Annotated in this window: 18 protein-coding genes; 8 read left to right on the plus strand and 10 right to left on the minus strand. The window is 70.9% G+C overall.

The genetic code is table 11. The features are described from left to right. The first annotated feature begins 47 nt into the window (after positions 1-47). The 3 genes from I3V78_RS17520 to I3V78_RS17530 all read left to right on the plus strand — a co-directional run bounded on the left by I3V78_RS17520 (position 48) and on the right by I3V78_RS17530 (position 3,243). Positions 48-1,343, plus strand: a complete 1,296-nt coding sequence (locus tag I3V78_RS17520) for an O-antigen ligase family protein (RefSeq protein ID WP_204489582.1) — start codon at positions 48-50, stop codon at positions 1,341-1,343. After that, positions 1,333-2,481, plus strand: coding sequence for a glycosyltransferase (locus I3V78_RS17525; protein ID WP_204489584.1), 1,149 nt, complete (start codon positions 1,333-1,335; stop codon positions 2,479-2,481). Before I3V78_RS17520 ends, I3V78_RS17525 begins: the two co-directional genes overlap by 11 nt. 63 nt (positions 2,482-2,544) lie before the next feature. Then, a complete protein-coding gene (locus I3V78_RS17530) occupies positions 2,545-3,243 on the plus strand; it encodes a DUF4097 family beta strand repeat-containing protein (RefSeq protein ID WP_204489587.1) in 699 nt (232 codons plus the stop codon). A 58-nt stretch (positions 3,244-3,301) separates the two neighbouring features. Here the strand turns inward: I3V78_RS17530 and I3V78_RS17535 are convergent, their stop codons facing one another. The 3 genes from I3V78_RS17535 to I3V78_RS17545 are packed head-to-tail and all read right to left on the minus strand — an operon-like array spanning position 3,302 to position 6,099. Continuing rightward, entirely contained in the window at positions 3,302-4,375 is a 1,074-nt protein-coding gene (locus tag I3V78_RS17535) for a quinone-dependent dihydroorotate dehydrogenase (RefSeq protein WP_204489589.1), read from the minus strand. Between the two features lie 5 nt (positions 4,376-4,380). Beyond that, positions 4,381-5,376 carry an amidohydrolase family protein gene (locus I3V78_RS17540; RefSeq protein WP_204489592.1) on the minus strand — a complete coding sequence of 332 codons (996 nt, stop codon included), beginning with the start codon at positions 5,374-5,376 and terminating at the stop codon, positions 4,381-4,383. 36 nt (positions 5,377-5,412) lie between these two features. Continuing rightward, positions 5,413-6,099 carry a Smr/MutS family protein gene (locus I3V78_RS17545; protein ID WP_204489595.1) on the minus strand — a complete coding sequence of 229 codons (687 nt, stop codon included), beginning with the start codon at positions 6,097-6,099 and terminating at the stop codon, positions 5,413-5,415. Between the two features lie 137 nt (positions 6,100-6,236). Between I3V78_RS17545 and I3V78_RS17550 the strand changes: the two genes are divergently transcribed. Next, positions 6,237-6,806 (plus strand): Uma2 family endonuclease, encoded by a 570-nt coding sequence (locus I3V78_RS17550; RefSeq protein ID WP_204489597.1) that lies wholly within the window; start codon positions 6,237-6,239, stop codon positions 6,804-6,806. Position 6,807: 1 nt separating this feature from the next. Here the strand turns inward: I3V78_RS17550 and I3V78_RS17555 are convergent, their stop codons facing one another. Further along, complete coding sequence (locus tag I3V78_RS17555) at positions 6,808-7,179, minus strand: DUF2256 and DUF3253 domain-containing protein (RefSeq protein ID WP_204489599.1); 372 nt, start codon at positions 7,177-7,179, stop codon at positions 6,808-6,810. A gap of 37 nt (positions 7,180-7,216) precedes the next feature. Beyond that, on the minus strand, positions 7,217-7,966 hold the full coding sequence (locus I3V78_RS17560; RefSeq protein WP_239576471.1) for a TerB family tellurite resistance protein: 750 nt from the start codon (positions 7,964-7,966) through the stop codon (positions 7,217-7,219). 80 nt (positions 7,967-8,046) lie between these two features. Between I3V78_RS17560 and folD the strand changes: the two genes are divergently transcribed. Then, the gene (gene folD, locus I3V78_RS17565; protein WP_204489605.1) at positions 8,047-8,892 is read left to right on the plus strand and encodes a bifunctional methylenetetrahydrofolate dehydrogenase/methenyltetrahydrofolate cyclohydrolase FolD; all 846 of its coding nucleotides are present in this window, start codon (positions 8,047-8,049) and stop codon (positions 8,890-8,892) included. Positions 8,893-8,895: 3 nt separating this feature from the next. Then, positions 8,896-9,825 (plus strand): ADP-ribosylglycohydrolase family protein, encoded by a 930-nt coding sequence (locus I3V78_RS17570; protein ID WP_204489607.1) that lies wholly within the window; start codon positions 8,896-8,898, stop codon positions 9,823-9,825. Between the two features lie 64 nt (positions 9,826-9,889). On the opposite strand, the gene I3V78_RS17575 is transcribed toward I3V78_RS17570, so the two are convergent. The 5 genes from I3V78_RS17575 to metF all read right to left on the minus strand — a co-directional run bounded on the left by I3V78_RS17575 (position 9,890) and on the right by metF (position 14,888). Further along, a complete protein-coding gene (locus I3V78_RS17575) occupies positions 9,890-12,082 on the minus strand; it encodes a TonB-dependent receptor (RefSeq protein ID WP_204489610.1) in 2,193 nt (730 codons plus the stop codon). A gap of 72 nt (positions 12,083-12,154) precedes the next feature. Continuing rightward, a complete protein-coding gene (locus tag I3V78_RS17580) occupies positions 12,155-12,553 on the minus strand; it encodes a hypothetical protein (protein WP_204489612.1) in 399 nt (132 codons plus the stop codon). A 41-nt stretch (positions 12,554-12,594) separates the two neighbouring features. After that, entirely contained in the window at positions 12,595-13,485 is an 891-nt protein-coding gene (locus I3V78_RS17585; RefSeq protein ID WP_204489615.1) for an alpha/beta fold hydrolase, read from the minus strand. Positions 13,486-13,590: 105 nt separating this feature from the next. Further along, entirely contained in the window at positions 13,591-14,019 is a 429-nt protein-coding gene (locus I3V78_RS17590) for a hypothetical protein (protein ID WP_204489617.1), read from the minus strand. Beyond that, positions 14,016-14,888, minus strand: coding sequence for a methylenetetrahydrofolate reductase [NAD(P)H] (gene metF / locus I3V78_RS17595; RefSeq protein WP_204489620.1), 873 nt, complete (start codon positions 14,886-14,888; stop codon positions 14,016-14,018). The genes I3V78_RS17590 and metF overlap by 4 nt, the downstream gene beginning before the upstream one ends. Positions 14,889-14,997: 109 nt before the next feature. Here metF and gcvT point away from each other — a divergent pair, with 109 nt between their 5' ends. Both gcvT and gcvH read left to right on the plus strand, forming a co-directional pair. Next, the gene (gcvT, locus tag I3V78_RS17600; RefSeq protein WP_204489622.1) at positions 14,998-16,083 is read left to right on the plus strand and encodes a glycine cleavage system aminomethyltransferase GcvT; all 1,086 of its coding nucleotides are present in this window, start codon (positions 14,998-15,000) and stop codon (positions 16,081-16,083) included. Positions 16,084-16,096: 13 nt separating this feature from the next. After that, entirely contained in the window at positions 16,097-16,483 is a 387-nt protein-coding gene (gene gcvH, locus I3V78_RS17605; RefSeq protein ID WP_204489625.1) for a glycine cleavage system protein GcvH, read from the plus strand. The last annotated feature ends 69 nt before the right edge of the window (positions 16,484-16,552 follow it).

A 16,552-nucleotide genomic window follows, 5' to 3' on the forward strand; every position in this document is an offset into this window, starting at 1 on the left:
CGGTCCGCGCGTGCGGTGTCGGGCCGTGGGAGAGGAGGAGGGTCCGGATGGAGTTGGGCGATCAAGCGGAACGCCGGGACGTGGTGGCGTTCTACGCGCTGACCACCTTCGCGGCGCTGATGTACATGCTGCCCCAGGTGTGGTTCCCCGTGCTGGCGCCCCTGCGGCTGGCGCTGCTGACCTCGGGACTGGCCGCGGGGTTCATGGCGCTGCGGCGGGTGGGGCGCGCGGAACCGATGTACTTCGATGGGATGCGCGGCGGGGCGCTCCTGTGCTTCTCGGCGCTGGCGATGGCGTCGGTGGCCTGGTCGGTGAACCCCGAGGTGTCCCGCTTCACGGCCATCGAGCTGTTCAAGCTCACGGCCATCTACCTGACGCTCATCAACGTCATCACCACGCCCAAGCGGCTGGCGGCGGTGTGTGGCGCGGTGGTGCTCGGCTCCATCGTGACGTCCTATGGCGTCATCAACGAGCACTTCACGGGGACGGCGGAGACGCTCGTCGAGGGCTACCGCGCGCACTGGGTGGAGGTCTACGCGGACCCGAACCGCTCGGCCATGAACCTGGCCATCATCGTGCCGCTGGCGGTGGCGTTCGTGGCGCGCAAGGAGACGAGCTGGGCGTGGAGGATCGTCTGCCTGGTCTCCATCATCATGGCGGCGGTGGCCATCGTGTTCACCTACTCGCGCGGCGGCTTCATTGGCCTGTCGGTGGCCATGGCGGTGTGGGCCATGCGCGAGCAGAAGAAGATGCGCTCTGTTTTCCTGGGCATCGCGCTGGCGCTGGGCTTCGTCATCTTCGCGCCCAAGACGTTCTGGGAGCGCAACGAGACGGTGACGACGTTCCACCAGGACGCCTCGGCCATGGGCCGCGTCTACGCCTGGCAGGTGACGTCGCGCATCAGCCTGGACAAGCCGCTGCTCGGCGTGGGCGCGGGCTCGTTCCGCTACGCCTGGCCGCTGTACGCGCCGCCCGAGGCCACGCGGGCCTACGTGGCGCACAACATCTTCCTGGACGTCATCGGGGAGCTGGGCTGGGTGGGGCTCCTGTTCTTCCTGGTGTTCGCCGGCAGCGCCACGGGCGGGGCCTTCGCGGCCTCGAGCGACCCGCGCATGGGGTGGATGGCCCGAGGCCTGGCGGCCTCCATGACGGGCTACCTCATCTGTGACCTGTTCTCCGGCTACATCCTGTCCGCGCACCTCTACGTGCTCTTCGGCCTGGCCGCGGCGGCGCAGCGCATCGCCCAGGGGGCCGAGGTCCGGGTGAGCGAGAGCGCGCGGGAAGAGAAGCGGCAGAAGCTCTTGGCGGGTGGCGTCTGGGAGGGCGGCAACCATGCGGCGTGAGGACACGCGGATGCGGGAGGCGCCGCTGCGCCTGGTGCAGTTCACCAAGTCCTTCTACTTCGGGGGCACCGAGGTGCAGGTGGTGGAGCTCTTGCGCGGCCTGCCCTCGAGCTACCAGGTCCAGGTGTGCGTGCTGGACGCGGTGGGGCCGCTCATGGAGCCCCTGCGTCAGATGGGGCTCGAGCCCGAGGAGTTCTCCCTGAAGGGCTCGCTGGCCAGCCCCAACACGCTCGCGCAGGTGGCGCGCATGGCGCGCTGGCTCAAGCGCGAGCGGGTGGAGCTCGTCCACGTGCACGACTTCTACGCGACGATGGTGGCGGTGCCGGCGGCGAAGCTCGCCGGGGCCAAGGTCATCGTCGGGCGGTTGGACCTGGCGCACTGGCACGGCAAGGCGCGGCGCGCGCTGTTGCGCGGGCTCACCCTCCTGGCGGACCACGTGGTGGGCAACGCCGAGGCCGTGAAGAAGATGCTCATCGAGGAGGAGGGCATCCCCGCGGGGAAGATCTCCGTCATCCCCAATGGGCTGGACCTGCGGCGCTTCGACCAGCGCGTGCGCGAGGGGCTCCAGGCGCCGCTGCCGGACACCCAGGGCGCGCCCGTGGTGGTGCACGTGGCGAACATGAACCACCCGGTGAAGCGGCAGGAGGACCTGCTGCGCGCGCTGGCCCGCGTGCGGGACGCGGGCCACGCCCTGCATGCCTTCCTGGTGGGGGATGGGCCCCGGCGGCCGGAGCTGGAGGCGCTCGCGGGCACGCTGGGCATCGCGGACCGGGTGCACTTCCTCAAGCACCGGGCCGACGTGCCCGCCATCTACGCCCAGGCGGACTTCGGCGTGCTGTGCTCCAGCGCCGAGGGCATGTCCAACGCGGTGATGGAGGGCATGGCGGCGGGGCTGCCCATGGTGGTGACGGACGTGGGTGGCAACCCGGAGCTGGTGGCCGACGGCGAGCGCGGCCTGGTGGTGCCGCCGCTCAAGCCCGACACGCTGGCCCAGGCCTTCCTCACGCTGCTCGGGGACCGGGAGCTCGGCCGGCGCATGGGCGCCGAGGCGCGCGCCTTCGTGGAGCGGGAGCTGTCGCTCACGCGCATGGTGCGCCGCCACGACGAGCTGTACCGCCGCGTGGTGCGAGGCGAATGAAATCGTTGGCGCGGTGACCCGTAGGGAAGGGGCAACCCCCTGTTTCCCTCGAGGTCACCGCGCATGCTCACCCCCCTTCTGCTGATCCTGGCCGCCGCTCCCGCTTCCCCGTTCACGTGGAGCGGACAGACGAGCGTCACGCCCGAGGTGAGCATCTCCCTGGTGAAGGGCTCGGTCCAGGTGGAGGGCGTGGACGGCAACACCGTCTCGGTGGAGGCGCGGGGCGCGGACGGCACGGACCTCCAGCGCCTCATCCAGGTCGAGCAGGACGGGGACGAGGTGGAGATCGAGGTGTGTTGTGGCCCGTGCGACGCGAGCAAGAAGAAGAGCTGCGCCCAGGCGACCGAGGTGGCGCTGGTGGTGAAGGTGCCCCGGGGCGCGTCGCTGGACGCGAGCGTGGTCTCCGCGCCGCTCACGGTGAAGGGGGTGACGGGCAAGCAGGATCTGACGGGCGTGGAGTCGTCCATCACGGTGCACGGCTCGCGCGAGGCCCTGGAGGTGGTCACGGTGCAAGGCAAGGTGGAGCTCGTACCCGAGGTGCTCGGCAAGACCGAGGTGACCACCGTGTCGGGGGACGTGACGCTCAAGCTGCCGCGCGGCGCGGGGGCCGAGGTGGAGTACTCCTCGGTCGGCGGCCGCTTCGAGGGCAAGTCGGTGACGCTCGGCTCCGCCTCGAAGCGCTATGGCGATGGCAAGAGCCGGGTCGAGGTGAGCACGGTGAGTGGCGCGCTCGACATCCAGTCCGAGGACTCAACGAAGTAGCGGGACGGTCTGGGCGCTCGCCGGTGTAACTCCAAGGCCCGGCGAGCGCCTTTCTTCCCTAGCGGTGGTCGGCGCCAATGGCCTCGCGCACCGAGCCGAAGCCGTCCCGCGCGAGCAGTGGCCCCAGGCCCGCGAGCAGGCGGGGCACCATGCCGGGCCCCTCGTAGATGAAGCCCGTGTACACCTGCACCACCGAGGCGCCCGCGCGCAGCTTCTCGTACACGTCCGCGGCGGTGAAGACGCCGCCCACGCCGATGATGGGCAGGGCGCCCCCGGCGCGCAGGTAGGCCCGGCGGATGACGGCGTTGGCCGCCTCGCGCACGGGCGCGCCGGACAGGCCCCCCGCTTCCTTCGCCACCGGGTGCTCGAAGGGGCGGGCGATCGTGGTGTTGGTGGCGATGAGCCCGGCGAGCCCGCAGGCGCGCGCCACGTCCACCACCTCGTCCACGGCCTCGGGGGTGAGGTCCGGGGCGATCTTGAGGAACAGGGGCTTGCCCGGCGCCACCTGGGCGAGTCGCGCCTGGACGGCCTGGAGCAGCGCGGTGAGCCGCTCGGGCTCCTGGAGCTGGCGCAGGCCGGGGGTGTTGGGCGAGCTCGCGTTGACGACGACGTAGTCGCCCAGGGGCGCGAGCGTGTCCACGCAGGCCACGTAGTCCTCCACGGCCTGCTCCAGGGGCGTGTCCTTGTTCTTGCCGATGTTCACCCCCACGGGCGCCGGGTGCCAGGTGCGCGCGCGCAGGTGCGCGGCGGCCGGCGGGGCGCCGTGGTTGTTGAAGCCCATGCGGTTGATGAGGGCCTGGTGCTCGGGGAGCCGGAAGAGGCGGGGTTGTGGGTTGCCTGGCTGGGCGCGCGGGGTGAGGGTGCCGACCTCCACGGCGGCGAAGCCCAACGCGAACAGGCCGTCCACCGCCTCGGCCTCCTTGTCGAGCCCGGCGGCGAGCGCCACCGGGTGGGGGAAGGAGAGTCCCCCCACGGACACGGCGGCGTCGTACGTCGCGGCCCCGAGCGCCCGGGCGCGCAGCCGCCGGCACACCCCCGCGAGCTGGCCCAGGGCGCGCAGGGCCCGCATGCCCAGGCGGTGGGCCCGCTCGGCGGACAGCAGGAAGAGCAGGGCGCGGGTGAGGCGGTACATGGCGCTCACGTGGGGATGAAGGACGCCTGACGGGCCCAGGCGAGCGTCTGGTCCACCTGGTCCGGCGTGAGCAGCCCGTTCTTCTCCACCAGGGCCACCTCGCGCAGCATGTCGGTTTCCAGCAGGTAGGTGCCGTCGGTGTTGAGGGTGAACTTCACGCCCCGGTCCCAGAAGGTGGCCATGATGTGCTTGAGCTCGTCCAGGCCCTCCACGGCGCGCGTGTGCAGGTTGGAGGTGGGGCACAGCTCCAGCACCACGCCGCGCTCGCGCAGCATCTTCATGGCGGTCTCGTCGTAGGCGGCGCGGATGCCGTGGCCGATGCGGTGGGGCTTGAGCTTGTCCACCACGGCCATGACGCCCTCGGCGCCGGTGCCGCGCGTCTCGCCGGTGTGCACGGTGCACTTGAGCCCCGCCTTGCGTGCCCGGGCGAACAGCTCCTCGTACTGCGTCACCATGGCGGGCTCGAGCTCCAGCGCGTTCGTCTCGGTGCCCGCCAGGTCGATGCCGTACACGCCGCGGTTGCGGTACTTGATGGCCTTGTCCACCAGGATGCTGTTGAGCCGGTGGTCGAACTCACGCGCCAGGCAGAAGATGAGGCCCGCCTTCACGTTGTACTCGAGCATCGCCCGGTCCATGCCGCGCAGCGCCGCGTGGATGATGTGATCCAGATCCAGCTCGGAGTTGAGGTTGCGCTTCATGGGGTTGAAGCGCAGCTCGATCTGGGTGACGCGGCTGCCGCGGTACTCCTTGCCGATGATCTCGTAGACGCAGCGCTCGACGGCCAGGGGCGAGCTCTGCAGCTTCTCCGTCCAGGTGTGGAGGATCTTCAGGTAGTCCTCGAGGCTGCCCACCTTGCCCGGTCGCGAGGTGATGAGCTCGACGAACTCGAAGTAATCCTTCACGGGGAGCTTGAAGCCCTGCTGGTGCGCCAGGCCCCAGAGGACGTGGGGTGCCACGGAGCTGCCCATGTGGATGTGCAGATCGATCAGTTCACGTGCCATGGCGGCATGTATGCACGGAGCCGCCCGGGCGTCCAGCTACCGGCGCAGCAGGACGTAGACCGCCCCGGCTCCCCCGTCCTGCGGCCGTGCGGTAGCGAACGCCAGCACCGTCTTGCCCGTTCGTTTCTGACCGAGCCACACGCGCATGCTCTCCTTGAGCACGGGGATTTGATCCGGCGAGTTGAGCCCCCGGCCATGGACGATGAGCACGCAGCGTTTGCCCGAGCGGCGGCTGTCGGACAGGAATCGATCCACGGCCTCGCGGGCCTGGGCCTGGGTCTGTCCGTGCAGGTCCAACCGGGCCTGGATGGAGAAGTCGCCGCGGCGCAGCGAGCGCATGAGCCGCCCGTCCACGCCGGGCGCCGCGCCCTCCAGGGACTCGTCGGTGCCCGAAATGTCCAGGTCGCCCTGACCGGCCACCATCTCGGCCAGCTCCGCGAGCGCCTCGGCGTTCTCGTCGATGATCTCCGGCAGGCGGGGATCGGGCACGGGGGCCTCGCCCCGGTTGGTCACCTGCTGCACACCGTCCATGGCGGACAGGAAGAGCCTGGACTCGTCCTCCTCCGCCGCGGGGCGCTTGGCCCGGGTCGGCTTGGGGGGCGGGGCGGGCGCCTGGGGCTTCTTGGCCGGCTCGGCCTGCTTCTTCTTGAGGTCCGTGAGGGCCGTCTTGAAGGGGTTGTTGAACCCGTCGTTCTTCTTCTTCGGGGAGCCGCGGTCGCTCATGGTGCCGAATCTAATGCGTCAGGCGCGGTTGGGGTTCAACCGGGTTTTCGCTTGCGTCTGGCGCCGCACGGGCCCAACTTCCGAGGACAGGCGGCACGGGCCGTCTCGACAGGTCAGACCGGCATGATGGGGATGGAATGACACGCACACCGGCCACCTACGCGGATCTGGAGGCGCTGCCCTCCCACGTCGTGGGCGAGTTGATCGCGGGGGTGCTCTACGCGAGCCCCCGGCCCGCCTCGCCGCACGCGGTCGCCTCGTCGCGGCTGGGCGGGGAGCTGATGGGGCCCTTCGACCGGGGGCGGGGCGGCCCCGGGGGCTGGGTCATCCTCGATGAGCCCGAGCTCCATTATGGGGACGACGTGCTCGTGCCGGACTTCGCGGGCTGGCGCCGCGAGCGCATGCCCCGGGTCCCGCACACCGTGGGCTTCACGCTCGCGCCGGATTGGGTGTGCGAGGTGCTGTCCCCCTCCACACGGACCCTGGACCGGAGCGTGAAGCTGCCCGTGTACGCCCGCGAGGGGGTGCGGCACGTCTGGCTGTTGGATCCGCTGGCGCGCCTCCTGGAGGTGTTCCGGCTGGAGGGCACGCACTACTCCCTTCGGGGGACGCACACGGGGACGGGTCCCGCGCACGTGGAGCCCTTCGAGGCGCTGGGTCTGGAGCTGGGCTACCTCTGGGACGAGGTGTCGGGCTCTCGGGAGTGAGTCAGGGGCGCCGTCGCAGGCGGATGGGGCCCTTCGCCGTGGAGGGGTCCACCACGTGTCCGCCCTGGACGATGTCCACCTCGCCCCGGGCCACGAGCCGCCGGGCCGCCTCCCGCACGGGCTCCATCAGGCCGCGCCAGTCCTCGGGCGCCACCGCGCGGGCCACCTCCGAGGGGCAGATCGTCGCCCCGGAGGCCCGGGCGGCGAGCAGGTCGAGGATGTGTTGCTCCAGGGACGGGTCCCGCGCCTCCGCCTTGCGGCCCCGGCACTTGTCCGAGCAGTAGCGGACATTCTCCCAGTCCCGCTCCCATTTCTTGCGCCAGGTGATGGCGCGGCCGCAGACAGCGCAGGGCTTGGGAGGCGGAGTCGACATGCCGGTGGGATGCCCGAGGCCCGCGCGGGTTGCCGGGCTAGGTGCCCCGCAGGCCGCGGATCTTCTCGTAGGCCTCGCGGATCTCCTGGAAGCGGCGGGAGGCCTGCTCGACCGCTCCCGGGCCGAGCTGGGCGACGCGGTCCGGGTGGTGCATGGCGGCGAGCCGCCGGTAGGCGCTCTTGACGTCCGTGTCGCTCGCGTCCGGGGTGAGCCCCAGCCGGGTGTAGTGCACCTCGCCGTCGCCGAAGTGGCGCGCGGTGACGGAGCGCAGCTGCTCCTCGTTGAGGCCCAGGCCGTCGGCCACGCGGCGCAGGGTGTCCTGCTCGGCGCGGTGCAGCTGCCCGTCCACGAGCGCCAGGACATAGAGCGCATCGAGCAGCAAGAGCCGCGCGGGCACGCCGAGCTCGTCGCGGCACGCGGCGGTGGAGTCCTCGAGCGAGGGCGGGCGGGCCAGGTGCTCCTTGAGGAAGCGGCGCACGAGCTCCAGGGCCTCGGGGCCGTAGCGCAGGCGCTCGGCGAAGTACTCGCGCACCACGCGCACCTCGTCGCGCACGAGCTCGCCGTCCGCGCGCGCCACCTCGATGAAGAGGGCGCACAGGTGGCGGGCGAAGTGCCGTTGGGCGGCGGTGTCCTGCGAGACGCGGGACGGGGTGGGGGGCGGCGCCTTCTCGGTGCCGGGCAGCACATGCAGCCCGTCCACCTGGTGGCCCAGCAGCACGCCCGCGACGATGAGCAGGACGATGGGCAGGGGTCCGCCAATGAGCAGACCGACGGCCAGCCCGAGCATCGCCCCGAGAACTTTTCCTGGTGCCACCAAACGCTTCACTCCCTTGGGGGCGGACAGTTTCGCATAGAGTGCGCCGCGCCATGGGTGAGTTGATCGACGGAAAAGCGGTGGCGGCGAGGGTTCGGGCCGAGGTGAAGGCCGAGGTGGAGCGCCTCAAGGCGGAGCGGGGCCTGGTGCCCGGCCTGACGGTGGTCCGGGTGGGAGAGGATCCCGCCTCGAAGATCTACGTCACCGGCAAGAAGAAGGCGGCCGAGGAGGTGGGCTTCCACTCCTGGGAGGAGCACCCGGACGCGAGCATCACCGAGGAGCAGCTCCTGTCGGTGGTGGAGAAGCTCAACGAGGACCCGGCGGTGCACGGCATCCTCGTGCAGCTGCCCCTGCCCAAGCACATCAACGCCGAGCGCATCATCTCCGCGGTGCGGCCGGAGAAGGACGCGGACGGCTTCCACCCGCTCAACGCGGGCAACCTGTCGCTCGGCAAGCCCGGGCCCCGGCCGTGCACCCCGTTCGGGGTCATGCGGCTGTTGCGCGAGGTGGGGTGCGACCCCGCGGGCAAGAAGGCCGTGGTCGTGGGGCGCAGCAACATCGTGGGCAAGCCCATGGCGCTCCTGCTCCTGGAGGCCAACGCCACGGTGACGCTCTGCCACAGCAAGACGCCGGACCTGGCGGCCGAGGTGTCCCAGGCGGACATCGTCGTGGCGGCGGTGGGCGTGGCGGAGATCATCAAGGGCGCGTGGATCAAACCCGGCGCGGTGGTGATCGACGTGGGCATGAACCGGATGCCGGACGGCAAGCTCAAGGGGGACGTGGAGTTCGCGGCCGCCCAGGCGCGCGCCTCGTTCATCACCCCGGTGCCCGGCGGCGTGGGTCCTATGACGATCGCCATGCTGATGCGCAACACCCTCGACGCGGCGAAGAAGGCCTGAGCCATGCCCACCCGACGCGAGCGAATCGAGGGCGGACTGTGGGGGCTGCTCATCGGCGACGCGCTGGGCGTGCCCTATGAGTTCCGCCCGCCCGAGCGGATTCCCGAGCGGGCGTTGATCGAGTTCGAGCCGCCGCCGGGCTACTCCCGGGCACACGCCCAGGTGCCTCCCGGCACGTGGTCGGACGATGGCGCGCAGGCGCTCTGCCTCCTGGCCTCGTTGCAGCACCAGGGGCGGCTGGACCTGGAGGACCTCGGCCGGCGGCTCGTGAACTGGCACGAGCTGGGCTACCTGGCGGTGGACTCCGAGGTGTTCGACGTGGGCATCCAGACCGCCCAGGCGCTCCAGAACGTGCGCGCGGGGGTGCCCGCCCTCAAGGCCGGCCCGAGCGGCGAGCGGGAGAATGGCAACGGCTCGCTGATGCGCGTGCTGCCCCTGGCGCTCTGGCACTCGGGGAACGATCAGGCGCTGGCGCGCGACGCCATGCTCCAGTCCCGCGTCACCCACGGCCACATGCGCTCCCAGGTGTGTTGTGCCCTCTATTGCCTCTGGGCGCGGCGGCTGCTGGAGGGCTCGACCTCGGCGTGGACGGACGCGCTCGCGACCTTCCGGGACCTGTACCCCGAGGGCATGGAGCAGCGCACGGAGCTGGACAACGGGGTCCAGCCCGAGTCTCCCGAGCCCGGCAAGGGGAGCGGGTACGTGGTGGACTGTCTGCTGTCGGCGCGCGACTGCGTGGCGGCGGGGCGCTCCTACGAGGACGTGGTCAAGGGCGCCATCGCGCTCGGCCGGGACACGGACACCACGGCGGCGGTGGCGGGCGGCCTCGCGGGGCTCCAGTACGGCCTGGACGGCATCCCCGAGCGGTGGCGGCGCGCGCTGCGGGGCCAGGACCTGGTCGAGCCCATGCTCCAGAAGCTGCTCGCCCGGTAGACGACGGGTCCGGCCCGTCCGCCAGCTCCTCCGGGTCGCCCGGAAGGAGCCGACGCGGGGCGGCCTAGAAGAAGAGGCTCACCGTGGCCTGGGCGTTGAACGGCGCGCCCGGGGTGAAGTGGATGTCTTCGCACCCCTCGAAGGCCCCGGGGTCTCCCGCGGGCCGGGTGCCGGCGGGGCAGCTGCCCGGGCCCGTCTCGCCCGGCAGCCGCGAGACGTTGGCGAACTGGGCCTCGCGCCACTGGGTGTTGAGCAGGTTCTGGATGCCCACGTTCACCTCGTAGAAGGAGCCCCGGTAGCCCAGGGTCGCGTCCACGCGGGTGAAGCCCTCGGCGGTGAACTCCCGGTCCTCCGTGGCGGGACGGTCCCCCAGGTGCAGCACGCCCAGCCGCCCGAAGACGCCGCTCGGGTGCCGCGCGGACACGCCGCCGGACAGGATGAGGGTGGGGGCGAGCGCCACCGCGTCCGCGTTGCCCGCGTTGCCCACGTAGGTGGCGCGGGTGAGGGTGAGGTCCGCGTCCGCGAACAGCCACGGCAGGATGCGCAGCCGCGCCTCGGCCTCCAGGCCCTGCCGGCGGGTCGCGCCACGCGCCTCGGTGCTGCCCTCGTCACCCACCCAGACGAGTTCGCTGTCCAGGTCGATCCGGAACGCCGCGGCGGCCAGGTCCAGCCGGTCGAACAGCCGCGTGCGCGCGCCCAGCTCGTAGCCCCGGCCCCGCGTCAGCGGCGTCACCGCCTCCGGCCGACGCACCACGCCCCGGGCGTCGTTGGAGTGGAAGCCATCGCCGAAGTTGGCGTACAGCTCGGTGGTGGCCAGGGGGGAGAGCACGAGGCTCGCCTTGGGGGACACGCGCGTGGCCTGTCGCGTCCCGGAGCTCCGCGTGTCCGGCGCGCCCAGGTCCTCCAGCCGGTCGTCCACGTAGAAGCCGAAGGAGTCCGCGCGCACGCCCAGCACGGCGCGCAGCCAGGGCGTGAAGGTGATGTCCTCCTGGGCGTAGAGGCCGATGCTGGCCTCCTTCACGCTCGCGTCCACCACGGTCTCCAGCCGCTTGCGCGCCAGGTCGTAGCTCAGCCCGTTGTCGATGCTGTCGCTGCGCAGCTGCGTGCCCACCGTGGTGTCGAAGGTGATGCCGCCCGCCCGACGCCGGAAGCGGTAGCTCGCGTTGAAGCCGAGCACGTTGCGGCGGTCGTCCTGCTCGATCATGTCCCCGTTCACCGGATCCCGGCTGAAGAAGGTGAAGTTGGAGTAGAGGTTGAGCCGGTACTGCAGCGCGTAGGCGAGCACGTTCACCTCGCCGCCGTCCTGGGTGAGCGTGCGCCAGGTGGCATAGGCGCTGTGGCGCTGGGAGTTGCCGCCTTCGTTGGGATCGAGGGTGCCGAAGCGATCCAGCCGGCCGGCGCGCACCTCGCGCAGGGGAATCTGGCCGCTGGCCGTCCAGCCGCTCGCGTACGAGGTGAGCGCCACGGACAGGGTGGAGCCCGGGGCCAGCTCGCGGGTGACCTGGGTGAAGAGGCTGTAGCGCTGCAGGCGCTCGGGGTTGAGGAAGGGGCCGTTCGTGCCGTACACCTGTGCGGCGATGACGGGCTTCCAGCCCTCCACCTTGGGCGAGGCGATGAGCAGGCCGCGCCAGGTGTTGAACGAGCCGCCGCCGAGCGACACCTGGCTCGTCTCGAAGTCGCGGCGGGTGACGAGGTTCACCGCGCCCGCGGTGGCGAAGTCACCGTCCTGGGCGAAGTAGGGCCCCTTGCGCACCTCCACGCGCTCGATGAGCTCGGGGATGACCCAGTTGAGGTCCGCGTAGCCCTGGCCGTGCGCGTGGCTCACCATGTTGACGGGGATGCCGTCCACCATGAGCGACACGTCCGTGCCGTGGTCCGCGTCGAAGCCGCGCAGGAAGTACTGGTTGGCCTTGCCGCCGCCCGCGTGCTGCACGACGTAGAAGCCGGGGACGACCTGGAGGATGTCCGCCGGACGGGGGTGGGGGCGCAGCAGGAAGTCCTGGTCGCGCACGGTGGAGGAGGAGGCCGCGGTGAAGGGCCGCCGCGCGGACACCGTCGTCTCCATGCGCGAGGGCTGCTCGGGGGGCGCGCGCGTCTCCTCGCCCGGAGGCGGCAAGTCAGGCGCGGCGGGGGTCTCGACGGAAGGCGGCTGGCCCGGCGCGGGCGTGGGGAGGGACTCGGTGGACTGCGCGAGCGCGGGGACGGCGGACGAAAGGGTGGCGAGCACGGCCAGACGGGCCGCGTGAGAGGACAACATGGAAGGAACGACCTCGATGCGGGAAGGGAAGGACCACGGGAGACACGAACCGGAAACCACGCCGGGTTCGCGCTACGGGGCCTGGGGCATCGCGGTGGGACGGGGGGGCCTGCCCTGCCGGGGTCGCTCTCCGCCGGCGGGAGGCAGGGGCAGCAGCACCCAGAACACCTGGGGCAGCGGCGGGGCGGACGCGGGGACCGCCCAGGCCAGCAGGTGCTCGACGCTGCCGGGGGCATGGGTGTGGCCCTCGGGCGCGTCGTCATGCGAGTGCGCGTGCCGCGCGTCGGAAGCGGGCGGGGCGGGCGCCCGCGGGGCATGCGACACCCAGGGGGCGGCCGCGGAGCGGGTGGCGGCGGGCCGCGTCCCCTCGTGCCCGTAGACGGCGTGGAGCACCGGCGCGAACGCCAGCCCGTACACGGCCACCCACAGGCCGAGCCAGGCGAGATCGCGACGGTCCTCCCTCCTCCACACGACAGCGACTCCTCGTTCGGATCCGCCCGCGCCGGGCCGACTCAGGTGGCGCGCATGAAGTCGCGGATGAACTGGCTCACTTCCCGCGGCTTCTCAAGCACCACCCAGTGCGTGGCGTCCGGCAGCCGCTGGAAGGTGATCCGGGGCGCGTACTTCTCGATGCCCTGCTGACCATCCTTCAGCAGGTAGGTGTCTTGCTCACCGTGGATGAAGAGCACGGGTTTGTCCACCACGTATTGCTCGGGCTTGATGCCGTCCAGCAGGTTGCTGCCGCCGGGGTTCCCCTGGCTGTCGGGCGGGCCCATCTTGGCGGCCCGGTAGTAGTTGAGCCCGCCGGTGACGCCGCCCGGCTGCTTCCAGGAGGCGACCCACTCGGCCATGTCGTCCTCGGACAGGGCGGCCCCGTGGGCCCGGGCGTCGTTGAGCACCGCCTGGCGGGCCCACGCGAAGTCATCGCCGCTGATCTGCGTCTCGGCCTGGGGCGAGCGGAAGACGTGCATGTACTGCGCGGCCAGCTGCTGGCGGGGGTTCTCGCGCAGCTCCCGGTCGAACAGGGCGGGGTGGGTGATGTTGATGGTGGTGAAGCGGGAGACCATCTCCGGGTGGCGGATGACGAAGCTCCAGCCCACCAGCGCGCCCCAGTCCTGGGACACGATGTTGCTGCGGGAGATCTTCAGGTGCTCGAGCAGCGCGCGCAGGTCCTCCACCAGGTGCTTGACGTGGTAGGCCTCGACCTCCTTGGGCTTGGAGGTCAGGTTGTAGCCGCGCATGTCCGGGGCGATGACGAAGTAGTCCTTGCCCAGCTCCAGCATCAGCTTCTTCCAGGCGCCCCAGTACTCGGGAAAGCCGTGGATGAAGAGGATGGGCTCCCCCGCGCCATGCGTCACATAGTGCATGCGGATGCCGTTGATGTCCGCGTAGTGATGTTCCATGGACCGCTCTCCCTCGTCGGATGAATGCGCCCGCGACCATAGGCCGCCGGGCCGTCCGGGAGAAAGAGCGCCGTGGCCCGGAACGCGCCGGGCCCGGCCCGTGTGTCAGGTGAAGTGCTTGCGCACCTGGGCATCATTGAGCACGGTCAGCAGCCACACCCCCACCGGCAGCCCCATGCAGCACATGGGCGTGAAGGGGACCATCGCCGTGAGGCAGCCGAGGATCACGAACCCCTTGCGCCGCAGGTACAGGGCGTTCACGGCGCCCCAGATGGTCAGGCCCCGGGAGAGCACCGCCCCCACGGCCGCGAAGGAGTACGAGCTCAGGTTCGCCAGGCCCTGGGCCGCGGTGGCCTCCCCTCCGGGCGGGGGCGGGAAGATGGGCAGGTCGAGCCCCACCGCCACGAGCATGCCGATGACGAAGAGGATGTCCACGATGCCCAGGCACAGCAGCAGGAACGCCGCGGGGCGCACCCGGCGCAGCGAGGGCATGCGGGGGTCGGACAGGGGGACGTTGAGGCCGGGCCCGCTCATTTCCGGGCCTTCAGGGCGCTCACGATCATCCGCGTGGCCGGGGACTTGTTGAGCGTATAGAAGTGGATGCCCGGCACGCCGCGCGCCAGCAGCTCCATGCACTGCACCGTGGCGTGGGCCACGCCCAGCTGCACCAGGGCGTCCGGCTGCTCCTTGAGCCGCTCGAGCTGGAGCGTCAGGCGCATGGGCACCGTGGCGCCGCACATGCGCGTGAAGCGCTGGATCTGCTCGTAGTTGGTGATGGGCATGATGCCCGGCACGATGGGCACGTTGATGCCGGCGCGGCGCGCGCGCTCCACGAAGTCGAAGTAGAAGGCGTTGTCGAAGAAGAGCTGGGTGATGACGAAGTCCAGGCCCGCGTCCACCTTGGCCTTGAGGTAACGCAAGTCGTCATCGCGCGAGCCCGTCTCCACGTGGCCCTCGGGGTAGCACGCCCCGCCCAGGCTGAAGTCGAAGTCCTCGTCGCGGATGAAGCGCACCAGATCCGTCGCCCGGGCCAGGCCTCCGTCCACGGGCTCGGCGGGCAGGCCCCCCTGGGGCATGTCGCCGCGCAGCGCCAGCACGTTGTCGATCCGCGCGCCCTTGAGCCGACGCAGCAGCTCGCGCAGCTCGTCGCGCGTGTGGCCCAGGCACGTGAGGTGCGCCATGGTCTCGATGCCCGTCTCGCCCTTGATGCGCGTGACCAGGTCCACCGTCTTGTCGCGCGTGCTGCCGCCCGCGCCGTAGGTGACGGACACGAAGCCCGGCTCCAGGGGAGCCAGCTCCTCGAGCGTCTTCATCAGGTTGTCCGTGCCCGCGTCGGTCTTCGGCGGAAAGAACTCGAAGGAGAAGCAGGGGTCGGAGGGATTTAAACGATTCCGGATCTTCATGACGCGGACAGTCTAGAACGTTCCAGCGCACTTCCCGAGAACCTTGATTGCGAGGAGTGCGCGGCTATAGTCCGCGCCGCTTCGCCCCCCCCCTCAGGAGACGAGAACCATGGCCCGGCAGACGCCGCTGAATGCAGTCCACCGTGAGCTGGGTGGGCGGATGGTGGACTTCGCGGGCTGGGACATGCCGGTCCAGTACAGCTCCATCATCGGCGAGCACGAGACCGTGCGCACCGCCGTGGGCCTGTTCGACGTGTCCCACATGGGGGAGATCGAGTTCTCCGGCCCGGGCGCGCTCGAGACGGCCAACAAGCTCATCACCAACGACTTGTCCAAGTGCGCCGACGGTCAGGCGCTCTACGCCGGCCTGCTCAACGACGCGGGCGGCTTCGTGGACGACGTGGTGGCCTACCGCTTCTCGCCCGAGCGCATCCTCATCGTCGTCAACGCCTCCAACAAGGACAAGGACTTCGCCTGGATGCGCGCGCGCGCCGAGGGCGTGCAGCCGGTGGACCGCAGCGACGACTACGCGCAGATCGCCGTGCAGGGGCCCAAGGCCGTGGGGCTCGTACAGCGGCTGACCCCGGTGGACCTCACCCCCGTGGGCACCTACCGCTTCACCGAGGGCCCCGTGGCGGGCATCGCGTGCATCATCTCGCGCACCGGCTACACGGGCGAGGACGGCTTCGAGCTGTACTGCGCCCCCGGCGATGCCGCGGCGCTGTGGCGGGCGCTCCTCAAGGAGGGCGAGGCGGACGGGGTGAAGCCCTGCGGGCTGGGCGCCCGCGACAGCCTGCGCGTGGAGATGAAGTACGCCCTCTACGGCAACGACATCGACGAGACGCACACCGCCCTGGAGGCGGGGCTCGGGTGGATCTGCAAGCTGGACAAGGCGGGCGGTTTCATCGGCCGCGACGCGCTGGTGAAGCAGAAGGCCGAGGGCGTCAAGCGCAAGCTGGTGGGCCTCGAGGTGACGGGCTCGGGCATCGCCCGGCACGGCTACCCCCTGCTCAAGGACGGCCAGCGTGTGGGCGAGGTGACGAGCGGCACCCAGGGCCCCTCGGTGAAGAAGCCCATTGCCTTTGGCTACGTGCCCGTGGAACTGGCCGCCGAGGGCGCCACGCTCGACGTGGAGATCCGTGGCCGCGCGGTACCTGTCGTGGTGGTGAAGACCCCTTTCCTGAAGAAGAAGTAAGGAGCGCGAGTTCATGTCCAGCATTCCCGAGAATCTCAAGTACACGCAGGAGCACGAGTGGATCCGCGCCGAGGGCAACCGCCTGGTGGTGGGCATCACGGATCACGCGCAGCAGACGCTGGGCGACGTGGTCTACGTGGAGCTGCCCAAGGTGGGCGCCACCGTCGAGATGGGCGCGCCGTTTGGCACGGTCGAGTCCGTGAAGGCCGTCTCGGAGCTGTTCATGCCCGTCTCGGGCAAGGTGGTGAAGGTCAACGAGGAGGTGGTGGAAGACCCCGAACTCGTCAACACCGACCCCTACAGCGACGGCTGGCTCATCGAGATCGAGCCCACGGACAGCAAGCAGGTGGGCGAACTCCTGGACGCCGCCAAGTACGGCGAACTGTTGAAGGCGGAGTAGTTCGCGCAGGACTCCGGGTTGAAACCGGAGGGGCTCGTTGTTCTTACCGCCTCGGCGTTTTAACCGCAC

Source organism: Archangium primigenium (assembly GCF_016904885.1).
GTDB classification, from domain to species: domain Bacteria; phylum Myxococcota; class Myxococcia; order Myxococcales; family Myxococcaceae; genus Cystobacter; species Cystobacter primigenius.